The organism is Pseudonocardia benzenivorans CB1190 (genome assembly GCF_000196675.2).
Taxonomy (GTDB): domain Bacteria; phylum Actinomycetota; class Actinomycetes; order Mycobacteriales; family Pseudonocardiaceae; genus Pseudonocardia; species Pseudonocardia benzenivorans.
The window spans coordinates 4,514,844-4,533,571 of sequence record NC_015312.1 but is presented as its reverse complement, the minus strand read 5'-3'; the positions used below and the strand labels follow the sequence as shown (position 1 = coordinate 4,533,571).

At 73.1% G+C, this 18,728-nt stretch carries 23 protein-coding genes; 2 read left to right on the top strand and 21 right to left on the bottom strand.

Annotation, left to right across the window (positions count from 1 at the left end; all coding sequences use genetic code 11):
* Positions 1–13 precede the first annotated feature (13 nt).
* From PSED_RS21150 to PSED_RS21140, 3 genes are all read right to left on the bottom strand, one after another.
* Positions 14–370, bottom strand: coding sequence for a Rieske (2Fe-2S) protein (locus tag PSED_RS21150; protein ID WP_013676286.1), 357 nt, complete (start codon positions 368–370; stop codon positions 14–16).
* Between the two features lie 8 nt (positions 371–378).
* Positions 379–1,401: a Rieske (2Fe-2S) protein gene (locus PSED_RS21145; protein WP_013676285.1), complete on the bottom strand. Its 1,023-nt coding sequence runs from the start codon at positions 1,399–1,401 to the stop codon at positions 379–381.
* A 238-nt stretch (positions 1,402–1,639) separates the two neighbouring features.
* Positions 1,640–1,783 carry a hypothetical protein gene (locus tag PSED_RS21140; RefSeq protein WP_158511335.1) on the bottom strand — a complete coding sequence of 48 codons (144 nt, stop codon included), beginning with the start codon at positions 1,781–1,783 and terminating at the stop codon, positions 1,640–1,642.
* Between the two features lie 96 nt (positions 1,784–1,879).
* Here PSED_RS21140 and PSED_RS21135 point away from each other — a divergent pair, with 96 nt between their 5' ends.
* Positions 1,880–2,209: a DUF6092 family protein gene (locus tag PSED_RS21135; protein WP_013676284.1), complete on the top strand. Its 330-nt coding sequence runs from the start codon at positions 1,880–1,882 to the stop codon at positions 2,207–2,209.
* The gene (locus PSED_RS21130) at positions 2,206–2,808 is read left to right on the top strand and encodes a nitroreductase family protein (protein WP_013676283.1); all 603 of its coding nucleotides are present in this window, start codon (positions 2,206–2,208) and stop codon (positions 2,806–2,808) included. The genes PSED_RS21135 and PSED_RS21130 overlap by 4 nt, the downstream gene beginning before the upstream one ends.
* Before the next feature lie 6 nt (positions 2,809–2,814).
* On the opposite strand, the gene PSED_RS21125 is transcribed toward PSED_RS21130, so the two are convergent.
* The 18 genes from PSED_RS21125 to PSED_RS21040 form a co-directional block, all read right to left on the bottom strand.
* Positions 2,815–3,237 (bottom strand): VOC family protein, encoded by a 423-nt coding sequence (locus PSED_RS21125; protein WP_013676282.1) that lies wholly within the window; start codon positions 3,235–3,237, stop codon positions 2,815–2,817.
* A gap of 56 nt (positions 3,238–3,293) precedes the next feature.
* Entirely contained in the window at positions 3,294–3,677 is a 384-nt protein-coding gene (locus PSED_RS21120) for an STAS domain-containing protein (RefSeq protein ID WP_013676281.1), read from the bottom strand.
* A 75-nt stretch (positions 3,678–3,752) separates the two neighbouring features.
* Complete coding sequence (locus PSED_RS21115) at positions 3,753–4,610, bottom strand: HpcH/HpaI aldolase/citrate lyase family protein (protein WP_013676280.1); 858 nt, start codon at positions 4,608–4,610, stop codon at positions 3,753–3,755.
* Positions 4,611–4,615: 5 nt separating this feature from the next.
* Positions 4,616–6,082, bottom strand: coding sequence for a dihydroorotase (locus PSED_RS21110; RefSeq protein ID WP_013676279.1), 1,467 nt, complete (start codon positions 6,080–6,082; stop codon positions 4,616–4,618).
* A gap of 2 nt (positions 6,083–6,084) precedes the next feature.
* Positions 6,085–7,533 carry an MmgE/PrpD family protein gene (locus PSED_RS21105; protein WP_013676278.1) on the bottom strand — a complete coding sequence of 483 codons (1,449 nt, stop codon included), beginning with the start codon at positions 7,531–7,533 and terminating at the stop codon, positions 6,085–6,087.
* Positions 7,526–8,368: a cyclase family protein gene (locus PSED_RS21100; RefSeq protein WP_013676277.1), complete on the bottom strand. Its 843-nt coding sequence runs from the start codon at positions 8,366–8,368 to the stop codon at positions 7,526–7,528. Before PSED_RS21100 ends, PSED_RS21105 begins: the two co-directional genes overlap by 8 nt.
* A 28-nt stretch (positions 8,369–8,396) precedes the next feature.
* Complete coding sequence (locus PSED_RS21095; protein ID WP_013676276.1) at positions 8,397–9,665, bottom strand: CaiB/BaiF CoA transferase family protein; 1,269 nt, start codon at positions 9,663–9,665, stop codon at positions 8,397–8,399.
* Positions 9,662–10,525, bottom strand: coding sequence for an IclR family transcriptional regulator (locus PSED_RS21090; protein WP_013676275.1), 864 nt, complete (start codon positions 10,523–10,525; stop codon positions 9,662–9,664). Before PSED_RS21090 ends, PSED_RS21095 begins: the two co-directional genes overlap by 4 nt.
* Positions 10,522–10,962, bottom strand: coding sequence for an Ohr family peroxiredoxin (locus tag PSED_RS21085; protein WP_013676274.1), 441 nt, complete (start codon positions 10,960–10,962; stop codon positions 10,522–10,524). Before PSED_RS21085 ends, PSED_RS21090 begins: the two co-directional genes overlap by 4 nt.
* Complete coding sequence (locus tag PSED_RS21080) at positions 10,959–11,780, bottom strand: alpha/beta fold hydrolase (protein ID WP_041759927.1); 822 nt, start codon at positions 11,778–11,780, stop codon at positions 10,959–10,961. The genes PSED_RS21085 and PSED_RS21080 overlap by 4 nt, the downstream gene beginning before the upstream one ends.
* A gap of 5 nt (positions 11,781–11,785) precedes the next feature.
* Entirely contained in the window at positions 11,786–13,204 is a 1,419-nt protein-coding gene (locus PSED_RS21075) for a M20/M25/M40 family metallo-hydrolase (protein WP_013676272.1), read from the bottom strand.
* 43 nt (positions 13,205–13,247) lie between these two features.
* Positions 13,248–13,997, bottom strand: coding sequence for an SDR family NAD(P)-dependent oxidoreductase (locus PSED_RS21070; protein WP_013676271.1), 750 nt, complete (start codon positions 13,995–13,997; stop codon positions 13,248–13,250).
* Positions 13,994–14,860, bottom strand: coding sequence for an ABC transporter permease (locus tag PSED_RS21065; protein ID WP_013676270.1), 867 nt, complete (start codon positions 14,858–14,860; stop codon positions 13,994–13,996). Before PSED_RS21065 ends, PSED_RS21070 begins: the two co-directional genes overlap by 4 nt.
* Positions 14,861–14,890: 30 nt before the next feature.
* Positions 14,891–15,721, bottom strand: a complete 831-nt coding sequence (locus PSED_RS21060; RefSeq protein WP_013676269.1) for an ABC transporter ATP-binding protein — start codon at positions 15,719–15,721, stop codon at positions 14,891–14,893.
* A 47-nt stretch (positions 15,722–15,768) separates the two neighbouring features.
* Positions 15,769–16,896 (bottom strand): ABC transporter substrate-binding protein, encoded by a 1,128-nt coding sequence (locus PSED_RS21055; RefSeq protein WP_013676268.1) that lies wholly within the window; start codon positions 16,894–16,896, stop codon positions 15,769–15,771.
* Complete coding sequence (locus tag PSED_RS21050) at positions 16,893–17,306, bottom strand: nuclear transport factor 2-like protein (protein ID WP_013676267.1); 414 nt, start codon at positions 17,304–17,306, stop codon at positions 16,893–16,895. Before PSED_RS21050 ends, PSED_RS21055 begins: the two co-directional genes overlap by 4 nt.
* Entirely contained in the window at positions 17,306–17,617 is a 312-nt protein-coding gene (locus PSED_RS21045; RefSeq protein ID WP_013676266.1) for a hypothetical protein, read from the bottom strand. The genes PSED_RS21050 and PSED_RS21045 overlap by 1 nt, the downstream gene beginning before the upstream one ends.
* Positions 17,617–18,699, bottom strand: coding sequence for a class I SAM-dependent methyltransferase (locus tag PSED_RS21040; protein WP_013676265.1), 1,083 nt, complete (start codon positions 18,697–18,699; stop codon positions 17,617–17,619). The genes PSED_RS21045 and PSED_RS21040 overlap by 1 nt, the downstream gene beginning before the upstream one ends.
* Positions 18,700–18,728: the final 29 nt, after the last annotated feature.

The window sequence follows — 18,728 nt, the reverse complement described above, 5'->3', positions numbered from 1 at the left end:
CCGTATTCCGCCGTCAGTGGAACGGCTTGTGCGGGATCTCGGCGTCGTTGAGCTGCTGCTCGGGGTCGACCCAGATCGCGTCGTCCTCGATCTTGCAGGCGTACACGGGGATCGGGCTCACCGCCGGTACCCCGCGCGGTTCACCGGTGCGCAGGTCGAAGCAGGAGTTGTGGGCCGGGCAGATCAGCGTGTCGTCCTCCTGCAGGTAGCCCTCGTTGAGCGGCTGCTGCTGGTGGGTGCACGTGTTGTGCACGGCGACGGCCTCGTCCTCGTAGAGCCGGACGACGCAGATCGGCTCGCCCTTCATCTCCACGACCATCATGTCGCCCTCCTCGAGCTGGTCGAGGTCGGCGACGGCTTCCCATGCCATGGCTGCTCCTAGTTGGTGGTGGGGGCACTGCGCGTCCGGGTGCGGCCCTCCGCCGGTGCAGCCGAGCCCGCCGCCGACCGCGTGCCGCGCGCCCGCGGCTGCGACCCCCGCACCTCGACCCAGCCGTTGCGGATGCGGGTCGGCAGCACGGGCTGGGGATGGTGGGCGGGTCCGCGCACGATGTGGCCGTCGCGCAGGTCGAACAGCGACTCGTGCAGCGGGCAGGAGATGACGCAGTCCACGACCTCGCCGCGGCTGAGCAGGCCGCCCGCGTGGCTGCACAGGTCGTCGAGGGCGTACACCTCGTCGCCGGCGCGGTGCAGCACCACCTGCCTGCCCTCGACGACGACGCCGGTGGTCGCGCCGTCGGGCAGGTCGGCCTCCTCGACCGCCTTCACCCAACGGTTGGGGCCCGACGTCGTCGCGACCCGGTTGACCATGAGCGCGCGACCCTGCACGAGGTGCCCGCCGACGTACCCGGCAGCGGCGGTCACCGCCATGCTCGCGACGCTCAGCGCCTGCGCCGGGCGGCGCCTGCCCGCGACACGCGCGGCGAGGGAGGCGGCCTGCAACGTCGTGCCGGCGAGGTTCATCATGCCGTGCAGCAGCCCGACCCGACGGTCCTCGCCGTCGCTGACGGTCCAGTCCGTCGCGCCCGTCGCGACCGTGGCCGCCGCGGCGGCGAGCCCGGCCGCGCTCAGGGCGCCGGCGGGATCGAGGCGGCTGCCGGCCGGACGCACGTCCTTGCCGAGGAGGTCGAGCACCACCGTGCCCGCCCAGAAGCCGATCGGCAGGTCGCTGAGCGCGGCGTGCAGCGAGTGCCCGGCCCAGCGGCCGCCGTGCATGAGCTCGACGGCGATGTTGCCGCGATGGCGGTCGTAGACGGGCAGGACGGCAGCGGCGACGTTCTCGTCGAGGTCGCGCAGCCACGGCCAGCGGGTGATCGCGGCGAAGAGGTCGCGGTGCCACGTCGTCAGCCGGGACGCGCCCCCGGGCGCCGGTGCGCCTGACGGTGTGTCCGAACTCGACATCGCAGCTCCGTCCGTCGTCGTGTCGCCCCGTCGCGATGTCTCGCATGGTCGCATCGCGGCGGTGTGCCCACCATCACTCACTTTCTCGCCCGGTGATGATCGGGCGGTTGCGCGACGATCACGCTGGTGAGGGGCCCGGGTCCGGTCAGGACGCCACCCGGTCCGGCGAGCCCCGGCACGGTGTCCGCTCACTCCGAGTAGGACTCGAACGCCGCGAGCCGCGACCAGTCGGGCCAGGTCAGCTCGTGCAGCCGCAGGATCCGGCCGTCGCGGTACTCACAGACGAGGACGACCTCGATGAGTAGATGTCGACGAGCGAGGCGTCCTTGGCCTCGACCATCCGCACGAACATCTCGCGCATCCGCTGCTGCAGCACCGTCATGTCCCCGACCCTGCCCGGCGGGGCGCCCGGCACGGAAGTCACACACCGCGCAGCTCGTGCGAGTCCACGGGTGACGACGCGTGAGGGGAGCCCGACATGCCGCGGACCGAACCCAGGTGGGTCCTCGACGAGGACGACGCGATCGAGGTGCTCGCGTACCTGGTCACGGCGGCCCGCACCCAGGTCGACGAGGCCGCCGAGTACGGCCCGCTGCGGCTGCTGACGGCCGCCCGCAGGCTCGCCGGCCTGCTCGCGCCGCGTGCGTCGGAGCCCACGGCGACGTTCGTCCGCGACCACGTCGAGCCGATGCCCGAGCTCGCGGTGCCGCGCCAGGGCCGCGACGAGTACGTCGCGCGGCTCGACGGCCTGTGCGCCGAGCTGGGCTCGTTGCTCGCGCAGCGCTACGTGCCGGGCCGGTCGTCGTGAGCGCCGCCGGGCCGGTCGACACGAGCGCCGCCGGAGCCGGGCCGGGCCGCGACGCGGAGCCGGGCCGCAACCCCGTCCTCGCGGCGATCCGCAGCCGCCGGGTGGTGCGCGCGATGACCGGCGAGCCGCTGGCCCGCGCGACCCTCGAGGCGATCCTCGACGCCGTCCGCTGGGCACCCACGGCAGGCAACCGGCACCTGCAGCGCTTCGTCGCGAGCGACGATCCCGGCACCCTGCGGGCGTTGCGGATGGTGTCGCCGGGGATGCTGCAACGGCCTGCCGCGGTCGTCGCCGTCTGCGTCGACCGGGACCTCGCCACCGACTACGGGTTCGCGCCGGACGCGCGGAGCCTGTCCGTCGACGTCGGCACCGCGACCGCGACGTTGCTGCTCGCGGCGCACGCGCTCGGCGTCGGCTCCGGACCGGTCACGTCCTTCAGCCGGGTGGCGGCGGCCGCGGTCCTGGACGTCCCGAGCGGCTGGACGGTCGAGCTCGTCGTCTGCCTCGGGCACCCGGCGCCGGTCGAGCCGGGCCGGCTGGGCCGCGGCCGGGTCACCTGGCGCGACCTCACGGTCTGGGCACCGCGCGACGCCGGCTGAGCCGGGTCAGTCCGCGTCGGCCCACAGCTCCAGAGCGATGTTGTCGGGATCGCGGAACTCCAGGAGGTAACCGATGCCGATGTCCTTGACACCGGCGTGCTCGACGCCCAACTCCTCGAGGCGCCTCGCGGCCGCGTCGAGGTCGGCCCGGCCCGGGAGCTTGAAGCTCAGGTGGTCCAGGCCCGCCCGGTCCTCGGTGAACCGGTCACCGCTGGGTGCGACGGGCCGCAGTCCGAAGAACCCGCCGGGTACCTGGTAGACGACACCGCCGAAGAGCCACCACATGTCCTGCTGGGTGGACTCGTCGGCGTCCGGGGGCATCTCGAAGGCGATCGGCAGGCCGAACACGTCGTCGTAGAACTGCTTCGATCGCCCGAGGTCGGTGACGGTGATCCGCACATGGGAGAACCCGGTGACAGGAAGGGACATGGCGGGAGTGTTCCCCCGGGCGCGGATCGCGTCACCTGGCCGACGGACAGGCCCGTTCAGCCTCGTCCGAGCGCCTGCAGGGCCGCCGCGACCGTGGGGAACGACCGGAACCGCAGCAGCTGGTAGCGGTCGCGACCGCTGAGGGTCATGGTGTGCTTCGACGTCCCGACGAGGTCGAGGGTGAGGCCGTGCGCCTCGGCGACCTCGCGGGCGCGCAGCAGGACGGTGGCCGTCCCGGGTGCCATGCCGGTCACCCCCGAGAGGTCGACGAGCACGTGCCGCGTCGCGCCGTCGCCTGCCGCGACGACGTGCCCCCTGGCGTCGACGATGCGCAGCAACCGGTTCGCCGTCGCGGCGTCCAGGTCACCCGAGACCCGGACCAGGTGCACGGTCGGGGTCGGGGACTCGATCGCGAGGAACCCGGGGTGTGCGAGCGTCATCGGCCGCCTCCGTCTGCGCGGGAGCGGCTTCTTCACCCCTGGACCGTCGGCGGCGGGAAGCCGCCCACCCCGACCTTACCGCGGAGTGGCCGCCCGTGAGAGGACGTCGCGGGCCGATCGGACGACCGCCTCGTCGAGCATGCGGCCCGTGCGGGGGTCGACGGCGACGCCCGAGCCCGCGGACTCCAGCGTCTCGACGATGCCCCGGGCGCGGTCGAGCTCGTCGGTGGACGGGGTGAACGCCGCGTTGATCGACGGTACCTGCCGGGGATGCACCGCCGTGCGCGCCCGGAAGCCCTGGCGGAGCAGGGCGGCGGTGCTCGCGACGAGCGCGTCGTCGCTCACCGTCAGGTCCGTCTCGACGGGGGCGATCGGGCCCGCGAGCCGCGCCGCCGCCGACGCGACGACGAGCTGCGCACGGTGCGGGGCGAGCTCGGCCCGGTCCGGACCCGGTACGACGCCCAGCTCGGCGGCGAGGTCGGCCTCGCCGATGGCGAGGCGCGCGACGCGCGGCCCGCGGGCGAGCGCCGCGGTCTCGAGCAGGCCCGCCGCCGTCTCGACGACCGGCACGACCGCCACGGACCCGGTGGCCATCCCGGCGGCCCGTTCGGCGTCGGCGAGAAGGGAGTCGATGCGGTGCAACGATTCCACGCTCGCCTTGGGCAGCAGGACACCCGCGAGCGCCGGGCCCGTCACGGCCGCGACGTCGGCGTCGAGCCGGTCGGCGTCGACGCGGACCCAGTTCTGCGGGCCCGGGCCCGTCGGGGCCAGCGCGGCGAGGTGCCGGGCCACCGCCGCGCGGGCGCGGTCCTTCGCCGCGGCGGCGACGGCGTCCTCGAGGTCGAACACCAGCGCGTCCGCGCCGCGCTCCGCGGCACGGGCGAAGCGGTCCTCGCGGTCGCCCGGCACGTAGAGGTAGCTGCGCGGACGCACCGGCGTCAGCTCCGTCCGGTCGGCCGGTGCAGGTAGCCGCCCACCGCGTCGCCGACGACCTTGCGGTCGGCCAGCACCTGGTGCCCGCGCACGAACGTGTCGGTGACGACCGCGTCGAGCTCGAAGCCCTCGAACGGCGTGTACTCCTGCGCCGACTCCGAGTCCGCGGCCCGGACCGTCCAGTGCACGGTCGGGTCGAGCAGCGCGACGTCGGCGTCGAACCCGACGGCGATGGCGCCCTTGGTGCGTAGGCCGAACCGCTGCGCCGGGTTCCACGAGGTCAGCTCGGCCACCCGCTGCGTCGAGAGCCCGCGCTTGGTGCCCTCGGAGTACAGCCCGGCGAGCAGGTACTCCGCGCCGCCGAACCCGGACTTGGCGACGAACACGTCGTCGCGCGGGTCGCCGAACTTCGTCTCGTCGCGGCAGCACGCGTGGTCGGAGACGACCCAGTCGAGCTCACCGGCGAGTAGGTGCGTCCACAGCGCCTCGACGTCCTCGCGCGGGCGGATCGGCGGGTTCACCTTGGCGCCCAGGCCCGACGCGGTGTCGACGTCGGCGAGCAGGTGCCCGATCGTCACCTCGCGGCGGAAGTCGATGTGCGGGAAGGCGCCCGCCATGCGCAGCGCGGCGTCGACGGCCTTGGCCGAGCTGAGGTGCAGCAGGTTGATCTTCGGCAGGCCGGTCTCGTGCGCCAGGTACGACGCGATCGAGACGGCGAGGCCCTCGGAGTGCGGCGGCCGCGACGCCGAGTAGGCCCGCAGCCCGGTCAGCGACCCGTCGGCCTCCACGATCTTCTGGTACGCCGTCATGATCTCGGCGGTCTCGCAGTGCAGGCTGAGCGAGATCTCCTCGGCGAGGTCCGGGAACCGCTCGCGGGCCGCCTGGATGCCGCGCATGACGAACTCGAAGTGCGCGAGGTCGTAGCGCTCGCCCTCGGGCGTCATGAGGAACGAGCTCTGGTCGTTCGAGCGTCCGTGCAGGCCGTGCCCGCCGTAGAACATGAAGATCTTGAACGAGGTGACGCCGAACTCCTCGACCAGGCGCGGGATCTCGTCGATGTGCTCGCGCATCATCGGCGCGAGGTGGAACGCGTAGTCGACGAGCGCGCGCCCGGCAGAGGCGTCGAGGACCTCGGGGAAGAAGTCGCGGTAGGGGCCGCCCTTGTTCAGGTAGTACTGCCCGGTGCGCATGTAGTTCAGCGCGGTGGTGACGCCGCCCTGCGCGCACGCGCGGCTCTCGATCGCGGTGTCCTCGGACAGCGGGTTGTAGATGCCCCAGTGCTGGTGGGCGTCGACGACGCCGGGGAAGGCCAGCTTGCCGGCTGCGTCGACGACGGTGGTGGCGTCCTCGACCGGGATGCCCGGCTCGAGGCGCACGATCTTCCCGTCCACGACGCCGATGTCGAGGCGCTCGGGCTCGGGCCGGTCATGGCCGGCGACGGCGGCGTTGGTGATGAGCAGGTCGAGTGCCACTGCTACTCCTCGGTGTCGGAGAAGGTCGGGGTGAGCCGGGCCAGCAGGCGGCCGACGACCGCGGGGTCGTCGGAGGCGGCCAGGCCCAGCACGGTGTCGGTGACCTCGTCGGCGACGGCGCCGGCGACGTCGGCCGGGAGCGTCACCGCGAGGTTGTCGCGGAACTTGCGGGCGTGCTCGGCGTCGGTCAGCGGCCGGTCGGGGCCGCCGCGGTTGGTGAGGACCTCCTCGGTCCACTCCCGCCCGTCGGCGGTGGTGACGCGCAGGACCGCCGGGAACTGGTGCGGGAACACGGCGTCGCAGCGGGCGTCGGCGACGACGTCGACCTTGGCCATCAGCGCGCGCCGGTCGGGGTCGGCGGCCAGCGCGTCGGTGTAGTCGGCGAGGGCGGCGCCGAGGCCGCCGCCGCCGAACAGGCCGACGGCCACGGCGTACGGACCGGAGAACTGCGCCTGGTAGCCGGTGACCGGCGCGCGCTTGGTCTCGATGGGCTCACCGATGGTGCGGATCACCGCGCCGGGCACGCCGAGCGTCGCCGACGTGACGTCCTGCGGCCGCACCCCGCGCTCCCGCAGCCGGGCCGCGGCGTCCACCGCGGTGTGGGTGAAGTGGTTGGCGGGGTAGGGCTTGAAGAAGATCCCGGGCACCGCCCACTCGTCGCCGAGGCCGTCGGTGATCGCGGCCGGGTCGGCCTCGCCGCGCAGGAACGCCTCGAAGAACCCGAAGCGGCCCTCCAGGACCGTCGGCGGGCCGGTGAACCCGCGGCGCACCAGTTGCGCGGCCGTGACGGCCGAGTGCGCGGCCCAGCCGCAGTGGACCCGCTTCACCGTGCCGCCCGTGCGGTTGGCCTCGATGACCCCGGCCGCCATCGACGCGGTGATGCCGAGCGCGTCGCGCACCCCGTCCTCGCCGAGGTCCAGCAGCAGCGCGGCCGCGGCCGCACCGCCCATCGCGCCGCAGATCGACGTCGCGTGCTGGCCGTGCTCGAAGAACACCGAGTTGCCGAGCCGCTCGTCGTAGCCCGCCATGCCGAGCCGGACGGTGATCTCCAGCCCGACGGCGATCGCCTCCACCGTTCGTGCGCCCGACGCGCCGGCGTACTCCGCGGCGGCGAGCGCGGCGGGGACGACCGCGGCGCTGGGGTGCAGCACGGACGGGAGGTGCGTGTCGTCGTAGTCCAGCGAGTGCGCGGTCACGCCGTTGGCGAAGGCCGCCCACGCCGCGGGCACCGCGGTGGGCAGCCCGACGGCGTGCGCCTGCGGGGCGCCGCCCTGCTCCGCGACGTGGTCCAGGGCGGCGCGGCTCGTCGGCAGGTCGAGCGCGGCGACGCAGAGCCCGAGGACGTCGAGGACGCGGCGGCCCACGCTCGCGGCGACGTCGCCGGGCAGCTGGCTCTGCGTGGACTTCGCGGCGAACGCCGCGAGGTGCTCGGCGAGGGTGCGCTCAGCCACCGCCGACCACCGCCAACGGCCGGACGGGCGACCCGGTCGCGCCGAAGAGGGCGAGCGGGCTCAGCACGAACAGGAACTCGTGGACCCCCGCGGCGGCGAGGTCGTCGAGCGCCATGGCCTCGATGATGTAGATGCCCGCCTCGACCAGCAGCACCCGGTGGGCCGGCAGCACGGCGTGCCCGGCGCCGGGGGCGAGGCGCTCGAACGCGATGGTGTCGGCGCCGGCGGCGTGCACCCGACGCTCGGCGAGCCACTGCGCGCCGGCCTCGGAGACCCCCGGGACCCCGGAGTCGTGCCCCACGTACGTGCGCGGGTCGGGATCGTCGAAGTGCCGTCCCCAGCCGCTGCGGACCAGCACGACGTCGCCCTCGGCCGGGACGGTGCCCTGCCGCTCGACGGTCGCGTCGAGGTCGTCGCGGGTGATCTCGTACCCGTCGGCGCAGTGCGGTAGGCCGAGCGTCGCGGGGACGTCGAGGAGGATCCCGCGCCGGACGATCGGTGCGATCGTGTGCGCGCCGAGCGCGGCGTACCGGCCGCCGACGCCCGCCTCGTGCGCGTCGGACCCGTCGTGCAGCCTGCCGTCCTGGGAGACGTGCGACAGCGCGTCGATGTGGGTGCCGACGTGCGTGCCCATCGTGATCATGTCGTTGGCCGCCGACGCCCCGTCGGACCGCACCCGGTCGCCGTGGCGGCGGGGGAGGGTGTGCCAGTAGGGCGGGTGGTTGGGCGACTGCGGCATACCGATGCTCAGCGGGCGGCCCAGGTCGTGGACCGTCACGCCGCCGGCGAGGGCGGCCAGGAGCGGGTCGGCCCGCTCGGTCGTCGTGGGGGTCATGCGTCCTCTCCGTCTCGCGGAGGCGGCGTCAGTTGACGACGCCGCGCTCCCGCAGCTCGGCGACGGCGTCCGGGTCCATGCCCAGCTCGCCGACGAGCAGTTCGTCGGTGTCGGCACCCGGTGGGCGCCCGGTGAACCGGATCGACCCCGGGGTCCTCGACATCCGCCACATCACGTTGTGCATGGCCATCGGCCCGAGGTCGGGATCCTCGACCTTCGTGATCATCTCCGTGGCCCGCACGTGCGGGTCGGAGACGATGTCGCTCGCGTCGTAGATCGGGGCGACCGCGGCGCCGGCCGCGGCGAACGCCTCGGCGACCTCGTCGCGGGTGCGTGCGGCGATCCAGTCGCCGACGTAGCGGTCGAGCAGGTCGGCGTGCTCGGCACGCTGGGCACCCGTCGCGAACCAGGGTTCGGCGATCACCTCGGGGTGCCCGACGAGCTCCATGACGCGTTCGGCGACCCTCTGCGCGCTCGTCGAGACCGCGACCCAGCGGTCGTCCTTCGTGCGGTAGGTGTTGCGCGGGGCGTTGTTCGACGACCGGTTGCCGTTGCGGGTGCCGATCTCGCCGAGCTGGTCGAAGACCGTCGGGCCCGGACCGACCGCGGCGAGGATCGGCTCCAGCAGGCTCATGTCGATCACCTGGCCGCGGCCGCGCTCGTCGCCGGGCGCGTTGTCGCGCGCGAACAGCGCCATCGCCACCGCCGACGACGCCGCGATCCCGGCGATGCTGTCGGCCAGCCCGAACGCCGGCAGCGTGGGCGGCCCGTCGGGCTGCCCGGTGAGGTGGGCGAACCCGCTCATCGCCTCGGCGAGGGTCCCGAAGCCGGCCCGCGCCGCGTACGGCCCGGTCTGCCCGAACCCGGTGACGCGCACCAGGATCAGGCCGGGGTTGAGCTCGTGCAGCACGTCCGGGCCGAGGCCCCAGCGCTCGAACGTGCCGGGCCGGAAGTTCTCGACGACGACGTCGGCGGTGGCCGCGAGCTCCTTGAAGACCGCGGCACCGGCAGGATCGGACAGGCTCAGCCCGATCGTGCGCTTGTTGCGCGAGATCTCCTTCCACCACAGCGGGACGCCGTCCTTGGACCGGCCGTGCCCGCGCATGCTGTCGCCCGCGACGGGGTGCTCGATCTTGACGACGTCGGCGCCGTAGTCGCCGAGGATCTGGCAGCACAGCGGCCCGGCGAGGATCGTCGAGGCGTCGATCACGCGGATCCCGGCGAGCGGGCCGGCGGCCGTCCCCACAGAGGCAGGGCCGTCGTTCACAGGGCCGTCGTGCACAGGGTTCTCGGTCATAGGGCATCCACCACCCCGTCGGGCTGCCACCCGAGCTCGAGGCTGATCTTGTGCGCGGCCGCGACGACGCGGGCGCCGTACTCGGCCTGCACGTCGGCACCGAACCGGTCGACCGGCCCGCACAGCGACACCGCGCCGAACACGCCGCCGTCGGCGAGCAGCACCGCTGCGGCGACGCTGCCCGCGCCGTGCTGGCGCTCGCCGCGGCTGCCCGCGTAGCCGCGCTCGCGGATCGACGCGAGCTCGGCGCGCAGCCGCTCCGCGGAGGTGATCGTGTGGTCGGTGACGGCGGCGAGCGCGTGCGACTCCAGGTACTCCTCGACCTCGGTGTCCGAGAGCGCCGCGAGGATCGCCTTCGACGACGAGCCCGCGTGCAGCGCGTGGGCGGTGCCCAGCGCGACCGACATCCGGATCTCGTGCGGCGACAGCACCTGGTCGATGTAGACGCGCGCCGCGCCCTGGCGGGCCGACAGCGTGGCCGTCTCGCCGGTCTCCTGGACCAGCCGCTGCAGGTGCGGACGGGCCACCCGCGGCACGTCGAGACCGCGCAGCGCGGCCATCCCGACCTGCAGCGCGCCCGTACCCAGCCGGTAGCGCTTGGTCACCTCGTCGAACGCGAGGAACTCCAGCGACGCGAGCTCCTTGAGGATGCGGTGCGCGACCGTCTTGGACAGCCCCAGCTCGCGCGCGATCGCCGAGACCCCCATCGCCTCGGGCGCCCGCTCGGCGAGCGTGCCGATCACGCCGAGTGCCCGGGCCAGGCCCGAGCGCGACGCGGTGTCCGGCACCGCGGCATCGGATTCGGTGACGTCGAGACCCGTCGGCAGCACGTGCATGTCCCCCCTGTCGGTGCCGGTCACGGCCGCCCCCTGGCGTCGAGCGTGACCGGGGCACCGGACCGCAGCGCGTTGGAGTACGGGCAGACCTGGTGGGCCCGCTCGACCAGCTCGTCGAGTGTGGCCTGCGGGCAGTCGGGTGCGTCGACGGTGAGCGCGGCGCTGATCGAGTACCGGCCGTCGTCGCCCGCGTGCAGGGAGACGGCGGCGGTCACGGTCGGGTCGCCGACGGCGACGCGGGCGGCGCGGGCGGCGCCGTGCAGCGAGCTCAGGAAGCAGGCCGCGTACCCGGCGGCGAACAGCTCCTCCGGGTCGGTGCCCTTGCCGGTCCCGCGGGTGGCGGGCCGGGCCAGGTCGAGGTCCAGCGAGCCCGACGTCGAGCGGGCGTGCCCGTCGCGGCCGCCGGTCGCGGCGACCTCCGCGGTGTGGAGCGCGGTCCCCGGGCCGGTCCCCGCGCTCATCGGGCACCGCCGGCGTGCGCGGGCTCGCGCAGGACGTAGCGGGCGAGCGCGTCGGCGAACGCCTCGGGCTGCTCGTCGGCGACGAAGTCGGTCCCGCCCGGGATCGTGACGAGCCGCGCGTGCGGCAGCGCCGCGGTGACCCGGGACGTCATCCGGTCGACGAGGTCGTCGGCGCCGTGCAGCAGCAGGACCGGGAAGGTGTCGAGCCGGTCGGTGTCGACGACGTGGTCGAACACGGCGCGGTAGGCCGTCGCGTAGTCGGGGCCGGTCTGCAGGTACTCGATGACCTGCCGGTCGGTCTCCGCGACGCCCAGCCGCGGGTAGAGGCCCTTCACACGGTCGCGGATGACCCGCAGGTGGCTGCCGTCCTCGGCCGGCTCGTAGGGCGGGGCGTAGACCGTCTTCTTCTCGATGCGCTCGGCGTCGTCGTAGAGCGGCAGACCCTGCAGCACGACGCCGTCGACCCGCTCGGGCTGCTGGAACGCCGCCTCCGCGGCGATCACGGCGCCGGTGTGCTGGCCGAGCAGGTGCACCCGGCCGAGGCCGACGGCGTCGGCGAACGCCCAGGCCGCCTCGGCGTACTCCGGGATCGACCACGTCGTGGGCGTCGGGTCGGACATGCCGAAGCCGGGTGTGTCGGGCGCGACGACGCGCAGCCCGCGCCGGGCCAGCGGCTCGACGACGGCCTCGTACGTGGCCGACGACAGCGGCGACTGGTGCAGCACCAGCACCGTCGGCGCGTCCGGGTCGCCGCCGTGGCGGTAGTGCACCTGACCCCACGGCAGGTCGACGTACCCGCGGGCGGCGCGGCCCCCCATGCTCCTCACGCCGGCTCCTCCGTGCTCGCAGCCATCGCGGCCATGATCTCGATGACGTGCTTGATCCCGGCCCGGTAGTCCTCGAGCAGGATCTGCTCGTTCGGGCCGTCGACGCCGGAGTCGGCGCGCGACACGCCGACGCCGACGATCGGCCGGTCGGCGAGCACGCCCTGGTTGCCGATCCACTGCGTGTAGGGCTCGATGACCGGCTCGGCGCCGTAGGTGCGCCGGGCGGCGTCGGCGACGAGCGCGACGAACGGGTCGCGGTGGTCGGTCAGGCTGGGCCGGCTGGTGGCCATGACGTCGATCTCGACGTCGGCGAAGCCGGTCCGGTCCAGGTGGGCGCGGATCGCGTCGAGTACCTGCTGGGGGTCCTGCCCGGCGACGAGCCGGATCTCGACCTTGGCCGACGCCTCGGCGGGGATGCCGAGGGTGACGTCGTCGCGGTCGTCGCCGCCGGTGAGGCTCGCGATCGTCATCGTCGGCCGGGTGCGGATCGCGACGGCCGCCTCCCGGTCGTCGACACCACCGATGAACCCGTCGACCTCGGCGCGGCGGCGCAGGAAGTCACCGTCGAACTCGACGTCGGCCAGCAGCGCGAGCTCGTCCTCGGTCGGCGGCCGGGCGCCGTCGGCGAAGCCGGGGACCCCGACGGTGCCGTCCGGGGAGACCATCCCGGCGAGCGCGCCGACGAGCCGGGTCGTGGCCGACGCGAGCAGCGCCGTGTTCTGGCTCGTCAGGTCGCGGGGCAGGGTGCGGACCTTGAGGCGCAGGTAGAGCACGCCCTTCTCGGCGAGCTTGAGCAGCGGGCGGCCCGTGCTGTCGCGCCACGAGTTCTCCCACAGCGCCGCGTCGGACGCGACCCGCTCGGCGTGCGCGGCGGTGAACGAGCCGAGTCCGGGGGAGTGCAGCATCTGCTTGCCCTCCATGATGAACACGCTGGTCACCGGCGGGGTGAGGCCCGCGAGCCGCCACGCGGCGACGGCGTGCAGCCGGGACATGATGACGCCCTTGTCGTCGGCGACGCCACGGGCGTAGAGCGCGCCGTCGCGGATCGCCGCCTCGTAGGGCCCGCTGACCCACTCGGAGTCGTCACCCGCGGGCTCCACCTCGACGTCGTAGTGGGTGAAGTGCAGCAGCCGCTTGGGCCCGCCGGGCACCTCGGCGAGCACGTACGGGTGCGAGTGCTCCCACGGGATGACGTCGGCCGTCGCGCCGTGGCGTCGCGCGGACTCCGCGAGCCACTCGGCGGTCGCCTTCATCTGCTCGGGCTCCTGGCGGCGGCTGCGGAACCGGCACAGCTCCTGCAGCTCGGCGACGAACTCGTCGAAGTGCGCGTCGACGGCGGCGAGCGCGGCGTCGATGTCGGCACGGGTCGGTGCGGGGGCCGTGCTCAGCTGGGTGCTTCCGGGCGCGTCGCCCACGGGGTCCTCCGGGAAAGGGGTGTCGGGGAAGGGCGGGGTGGTGTCAGTGGATGGTCACGCCGCCGTCGACGAAGATCGTCTGGCCGGTGACCATGCCCGCCGCGGGGCTGAGCAGATAGGCCACCGTGTCGGCCACGTCCTGGGTTCCGGCCATGCGGCCCAACGGGATCGTGGCCATCTTCTCCGTCATGTAGGCGTCGTCGACCCGGAGGTCGGCGGTCATGTCGGTCGGCACGATCGTCGGTCCGACGGCGTTGACGCGGATGCCGTCGGGCGCCCACTCCAGTGCGAGCACCCGGGCCATGTGCATGACACCGGCCTTGCTGACGCAGTAGCCCAGGGTGTTCAGCACGGCGATGTGGCCGTTGGTCGAGCCGATGTTGACGATCGAGCCGGACGTCTCCGCCAGCGCCGCGCGGGCGGCCCGGCAGACGCGGAACGTGCCGGTCAGGTTGACGTCGAGGACCTCGGTGACGGACTCGGCCGTCATCGTCGCCGCCGGGCCGCGACGCACGATGCCCGCGCCGTTGACGACGTGGTCGAGCCGGCCGTGCCGCGCGAGGACCTCGGCGACGACCGTGTCGGCCGACTCCTGCGACCGCACGTCGAGGGTGTGCCGCGAGTGCGGCTCGCCGAGCGTGTTGGTCCACTCCCCGGCGGGGAGCACGTCGGCGCTCGCGACGGTCGCGCCGCGCTCGGCGAGCGTCTCGGCGATCGTCTGCCCGATGCCGCGGGCCGCGCCGGTGACGAGCGCGACGCGCCCTGCGAACGAGTTCGGGTCCTGCCTGGTCATGCGGCGATCACCCGGCTCTCCTCGGCCCAGAACGCGATCTTGCGCTGGGCGAACCGGATCAGGAAATGGGCGAGCAGGCCCAGCACCGAGAGCACGACGAGCACGGCGAACATGCCCGCGATGTCGAAGTTGTAGTTGGTCTGCAGGAGGAGGTAGCCCAGGCCCTCCTTGGCGCCGATGAACTCGCCGACGACGGCGCCGAGGATCGCGAACACGATGCCGATGTCGAGACCGGCGAAGATGAACGGCATCGCGCTGGGCAGCCGCACCATCCGGAAGATCTGCAGCTTGCTGGCGCCGAACACGGTCAGCATCTGGATCCGGTCGGCGTCGGCGGCCCGCAGCCCCTCGATCACGTTGATCAGCATCGGGAAGAACGAGATCACCGCGGCCATGACGATCTTGCTGGTCAGGCCGAAGCCGAACCACACGACGAACAGCGGGGCGAGTGCCACCTTCGGCACCGTCTGGAACGCGACGACGTAGGGCATCAACGTCTTCTCGACGAGCCTGACCTGCGAGATCGCGGTGCCGAGGAGGATCGCCGACCCGACGCCGATGAGGAAGCCGATCAGCGACTCGCGCAGCGTCACCTCCAGGTGCCCCCAGAACAGCGGGTCGGTGAGCTGCTGGATCAGCGAGTCCACGATGCTCGAGGGCACCGGGAGCACGTAGTCGTCGACGAACAGCGGGATGAGGAACTGCCACACGAGGATCAGGACGACGAACACGGCAGGCACGAGCAGCAGCTCGGGCCGCTCCCGGACGTCGAACCGGGACTTGCGCTCCACGGCGGCGCTCCCCTTCGGAGACTGGCCCGGCGGGTCGGAGACGGTGCTCCCGGCAGGGGTCGCGGTGGTCATGTGGTCCCTCCTTTCCAAGCCGCGCCGGGCTCAGTCGATGACGCTGGTCGCGTTGAAGTGGCGGCGGATCCGCTCGACGTACACACCGGCCCGGTCGCTGGCCATGACCGAGAGGTCACGCGGCCGGTCGAGCTCGACGTCGACGATCTCGGCGATCCGGCCGGGGCGCGCGCTGAGCACGACGACCCGGTCGGACAGGAACACCGCCTCCGGGATGGAGTGGGTGACCAGCACGACGGTCTTGCCGCTCTGCTGCCAGATCCGCAGGAGCTCGACGTTCATGTACTCGCGGGTCATGGCGTCGAGCGCGCCGAACGGCTCGTCCATGAGCAGCACCGCGGGGTCGTGCACCAGCGCCCGGCAGATGCCGGCGCGCTGCTGCATGCCGCCGGAGAGCTCGTAGGGGTAGCTGTCGGCGAACTCGCCGAGCCCCACCATCTCCAGCAGTTCGTCGGCCCGCGCGCCGTACTTCTCCTTGTCCAGGCCCTGGACCTCGACCGGGACCAGGACGTTCTGCCGCACGGTCCGCCACGGCAGCAGGGTCGCCGCCTGGAAGACCATCCCGATCTCCGGGAGCGGCCCGTTCACGTCGTTGCCGGCGATCTGCACGTCCCCCGCGGTGCGGGAGACGAGGCCGGCGAGGATCTTGAGCATGGTCGTCTTGCCACAGCCCGACGGGCCGACCACCGAGACGAACTCCCCGCGGCGCACCGACAGGTCGATTCCCTGGAGTGCAACGGTCGGTTCGGAACGGCGTGCCTTGTACGTCTTGTCGAGACCCGCCACGCGGATCCACGCGTCGGTGTCGGTCTCGGCCGCGGTGGCCGGGCTGGTCTGCCGGCCGGGTGCGCGCAGGCTCACGGCGTGTCCTCCATGTCGGGGATCGGCCCGTCGGATGTGTGCGTCGGTCAGGGCTGGTAGTCGGCGGCCTGCTTGATGACCGCGGCGGAGTCGAACTGGTTGGCGGTCTGCAGCTGCGAGGGGTCCCAGATCTTGTCGAGCTCGACCGGCCCGGTGATCTGGCCGGCCTGCTGGGTGTAGTCCTGGGTCTTCGCCCACTCGGCGTCGCTGATCGCGCCCCAGTCCTTCCACGAGGACGGCTCGCCGGTGGCCGGGGTGGCGGTCTTGATCCAGGTCTTCAGCGTCTCGGTGTCGTTGGCCAGCCGCGTCGACGGGTCGGCGCCGCCGAGGATCTGCGGGAACACCTGGTAGCCGATGCGCATGGCGGCCTCGGGGTTCGAGGCGGAGAACAGCATCGCCTTGTACGCCGCACGCAGGAACTTGCCGTAGGTCTCGGGGCTGTCCTTGAAGTTCTTCGACGCGACGGCCCAGCTCAGCGAGCGGATGCCCTGGAAGACGTCCGGGTTGTCCAGGTAGGCGAGCTTCGTGCCCGCCAGCTCGATGACGGTGTAGGCCTGGGTGTAGAGCGCGAGGGCGTCGACCTGGCCGCCGTTGAGCGCGGCCGCGGCCTGGGCGCCGACACCCACCGGGACGAGCTCGACGTCGGTCTGCGGGTCGAGGCCGGCGGCCTTGACGTACGCCCGGGCGTAGGGCGCCGAGCCCGAGGCCAGGCTGATCACGCCGATCTTCTTGCCCTTGAGATCGGCGCCGCTCTTGACGGGCGAGTCGGTCTTGGTCGCGATGACCCACGGCCAGTTCTGGACGAGACCGCCGATGGTCGTGATCGGGACGTTCTTCTGCGCGGCGGCGAGCAGCGAGCCCGTGTCGGAGGCGGTGATGCTGCCGCTGCCGGAGGCGACGGCCTGCACGGCGGCGACGGAGCCGTCGGCGTTGATCGTGTCGACGGTCAGGCCCTCCTCGGAGAAGTAGCCCATCTTCTGCGCGACGGCGTAGACGGCCACCTCCTCCTTGGGTCCGATGACGGCCGACGCGATGGCCATCGTGAGCTTGGTGGGTTCGCCGCCGCCGCTGCCGCTGCTGTTGCTGTTGCCACTGTCGCCGCCGCTGCCACAGGCGGACAGCAGCAGGATGCTGCCGGCGGCGAGCGCGCCGAGCAGCTTTCGTCCGGTCTTCATGAGGTGGACTCCAGGTGGAGGGGGGTCGCCGCGGCCGTCGCGGCGATCGAGAGGTCGTTGAACACGTGCTGCTCGGCGATGCGGTCGCCGTCGAACACGAACACGTCGACGAAACGGATCCCGGAGAAGGACGTGCCGTCGAGCCACCGCCCGGACAAGGTGCCCAGGCAGGTGACGGTGGTGGCCCCCGAGCCGTCCGAACCGGCGAGGTAGCGCCGTTCGGGCTTGCCCACCTGCAGGTAACGACCCTTCGCCGCGGCCACCATCGACGGCAGGTCGGTGAACACCACCCCGCCGGGGAAGACGAGCCGGGCGCCGGGTGCGAGGTGGGCGGCCGCCTCGTCGAGACGGCGCTGCTCGCACAGCGTCAGGTACGTGTCGACCCGCTCGACGGCGGTCACGGCCGGCATCAGCCGGCCTTCGTGGCGAGGGCGTCCTCCCACTGCTCGCGCAGCGGGTGCTCGGCCGGTCCGGACTCGGTGATGATCCGGACGAGCCGGCGGGTGTAGGCGTCACGCTCGCGGTCGAGCGTGTCGGCCTCGTCGGCGGTGGCGCGGAAGCCGTCCAGCTCGCCGGCGGTCAGGGTACCGGAGCGCACGAGCAGCTGCTCCAGCGCGCGGGTGCGCTGGCGTCCGACGTGGACCTCCGTGGCCAGCTGCAGGACCAGGTCCAGCAGCTTGGAGATCCGGCGGTCGCCCAGGTAGTCGAACTCGTCTGCCATCAGTTCTCCTCGGCGGGGCGGGTCGCGGTCAGCACGGCCCAGGGGAAGTGCCACTCGGGACGGTGGCCCCAGCCCTGCGGGCGCATACCCTCCAGGCGCTCGTCGAACGGCGTCCAGCGGGCGTCGGTGAGGCCGTACCTCGCGCAGAGGGCGACCAGGTCGCTGCCGAACAGGTCGTGGAAGAACGGCTCGTTGTTGCGCTCGGCGTGCTCGACGACGGTGACGTCGCGCAGGGCCTCGCCGGTGGGCTGGAACTCGAGGAACGCGACGGTCCCACCCGGCTTCACGATGCGTGCGGCCTCGGCGATCGTCTCCTCGATGACGCTCGCGGGCATCTCGTGCAGCAGCATCGTCCCGGTGACGACGTCGCAGCTGTCGGCGTCCAGGCCGGTGCTGCGGGCGTCGGCCTGCCGGTAGCTGACCTCGATGCCGGCGTCGGCACTCTCGGCGTGGGCGAGCCGCAGGTTCGGAGCGGCGAGGTCGATGCCGATGACCTCGGCCGTCGGGTAGCGCAGCTTCAGCGGCCGGGTGCTCTTCCCGAACCCGCAGCCGAGGTCGACGACGCGGGTCGCCTCGGGGAGCTCGGGCAGCGCGGTGGTCACGAAGAGCTGGTGGAACTTGTAGCCGTCGTTGTCGCGCAGCATGACGATGCGCGCGCCGAACTCGTAGACGTAGGCCGACAGGTCGTCGGAGAAGACGCCGCCCGGCTGGACGTGGATGTCGTAGTCGGTGTACCAGTCCGGCAGGACGAGGTCGGGGTCGAGCCGGAGGCTGCCCTCGGGTCCCGCGGGGGCCTGCTCGAGCTGGCCGAGCAGCTCCTCGCGCCGTGCGATGACGGCGTCGCCCGCGATTTTCCACAGCATCTTCTGCTGTACCCGTTCGAGGTGGCTGAACCACGGATACAGCGGCAGATCGTGCAGCGCGGTGTCGGCGTCGCCGGCGGTCGCCGGGTCGGCGCCGGTCGCGACGAACTCCTCCACGAGGGCGGGATAGATCGTGTCCGACCAGCGTTTGCGCAGGCTGAGCACGAAGTCCACGGAAGAGCGCTCGTCGAGCGTCAACCGTTCCTCGATGTCGAGCACGAATGACCTCCGGGTTCGGCCGGCGGTGC

Excerpts from the sequence above, each read along its gene's own strand:
- PSED_RS21055 (WP_013676268.1), bottom strand. The coding sequence starts at position 16,896 with ATGAAGACCGGACGAAAGCTGCTCGGCGCGCTCGCCGCCGGCAGCATC.
- PSED_RS21050 (WP_013676267.1), bottom strand. The coding sequence starts at position 17,306 with ATGCCGGCCGTGACCGCCGTCGAGCGGGTCGACACGTACCTGACGCTG.
- PSED_RS21100 (WP_013676277.1), bottom strand. The coding sequence starts at position 8,368 with ATGACCCCCACGACGACCGAGCGGGCCGACCCGCTCCTGGCCGCCCTC.
- PSED_RS21045 (WP_013676266.1), bottom strand. The coding sequence starts at position 17,617 with ATGGCAGACGAGTTCGACTACCTGGGCGACCGCCGGATCTCCAAGCTG.
- PSED_RS21080 (WP_041759927.1), bottom strand. The coding sequence starts at position 11,780 with ATGGGGGGCCGCGCCGCCCGCGGGTACGTCGACCTGCCGTGGGGTCAG.
- PSED_RS21065 (WP_013676270.1), bottom strand. The coding sequence starts at position 14,860 with ATGACCACCGCGACCCCTGCCGGGAGCACCGTCTCCGACCCGCCGGGC.
- PSED_RS21140 (WP_158511335.1), bottom strand. The coding sequence starts at position 1,783 with ATGACGGTGCTGCAGCAGCGGATGCGCGAGATGTTCGTGCGGATGGTC.
- PSED_RS21125 (WP_013676282.1), bottom strand. The coding sequence starts at position 3,237 with ATGTCCCTTCCTGTCACCGGGTTCTCCCATGTGCGGATCACCGTCACC.
- PSED_RS21150 (WP_013676286.1), bottom strand. The coding sequence starts at position 370 with ATGGCATGGGAAGCCGTCGCCGACCTCGACCAGCTCGAGGAGGGCGAC.
- PSED_RS21135 (WP_013676284.1), top strand. The coding sequence starts at position 1,880 with ATGCCGCGGACCGAACCCAGGTGGGTCCTCGACGAGGACGACGCGATC.
- PSED_RS21095 (WP_013676276.1), bottom strand. The coding sequence starts at position 9,665 with ATGACCGAGAACCCTGTGCACGACGGCCCTGTGAACGACGGCCCTGCC.
- PSED_RS21085 (WP_013676274.1), bottom strand. The coding sequence starts at position 10,962 with ATGAGCGCGGGGACCGGCCCGGGGACCGCGCTCCACACCGCGGAGGTC.
- PSED_RS21070 (WP_013676271.1), bottom strand. The coding sequence starts at position 13,997 with ATGACCAGGCAGGACCCGAACTCGTTCGCAGGGCGCGTCGCGCTCGTC.
- PSED_RS21120 (WP_013676281.1), bottom strand. The coding sequence starts at position 3,677 with ATGACGCTCGCACACCCCGGGTTCCTCGCGATCGAGTCCCCGACCCCG.
- PSED_RS21145 (WP_013676285.1), bottom strand. The coding sequence starts at position 1,401 with ATGTCGAGTTCGGACACACCGTCAGGCGCACCGGCGCCCGGGGGCGCG.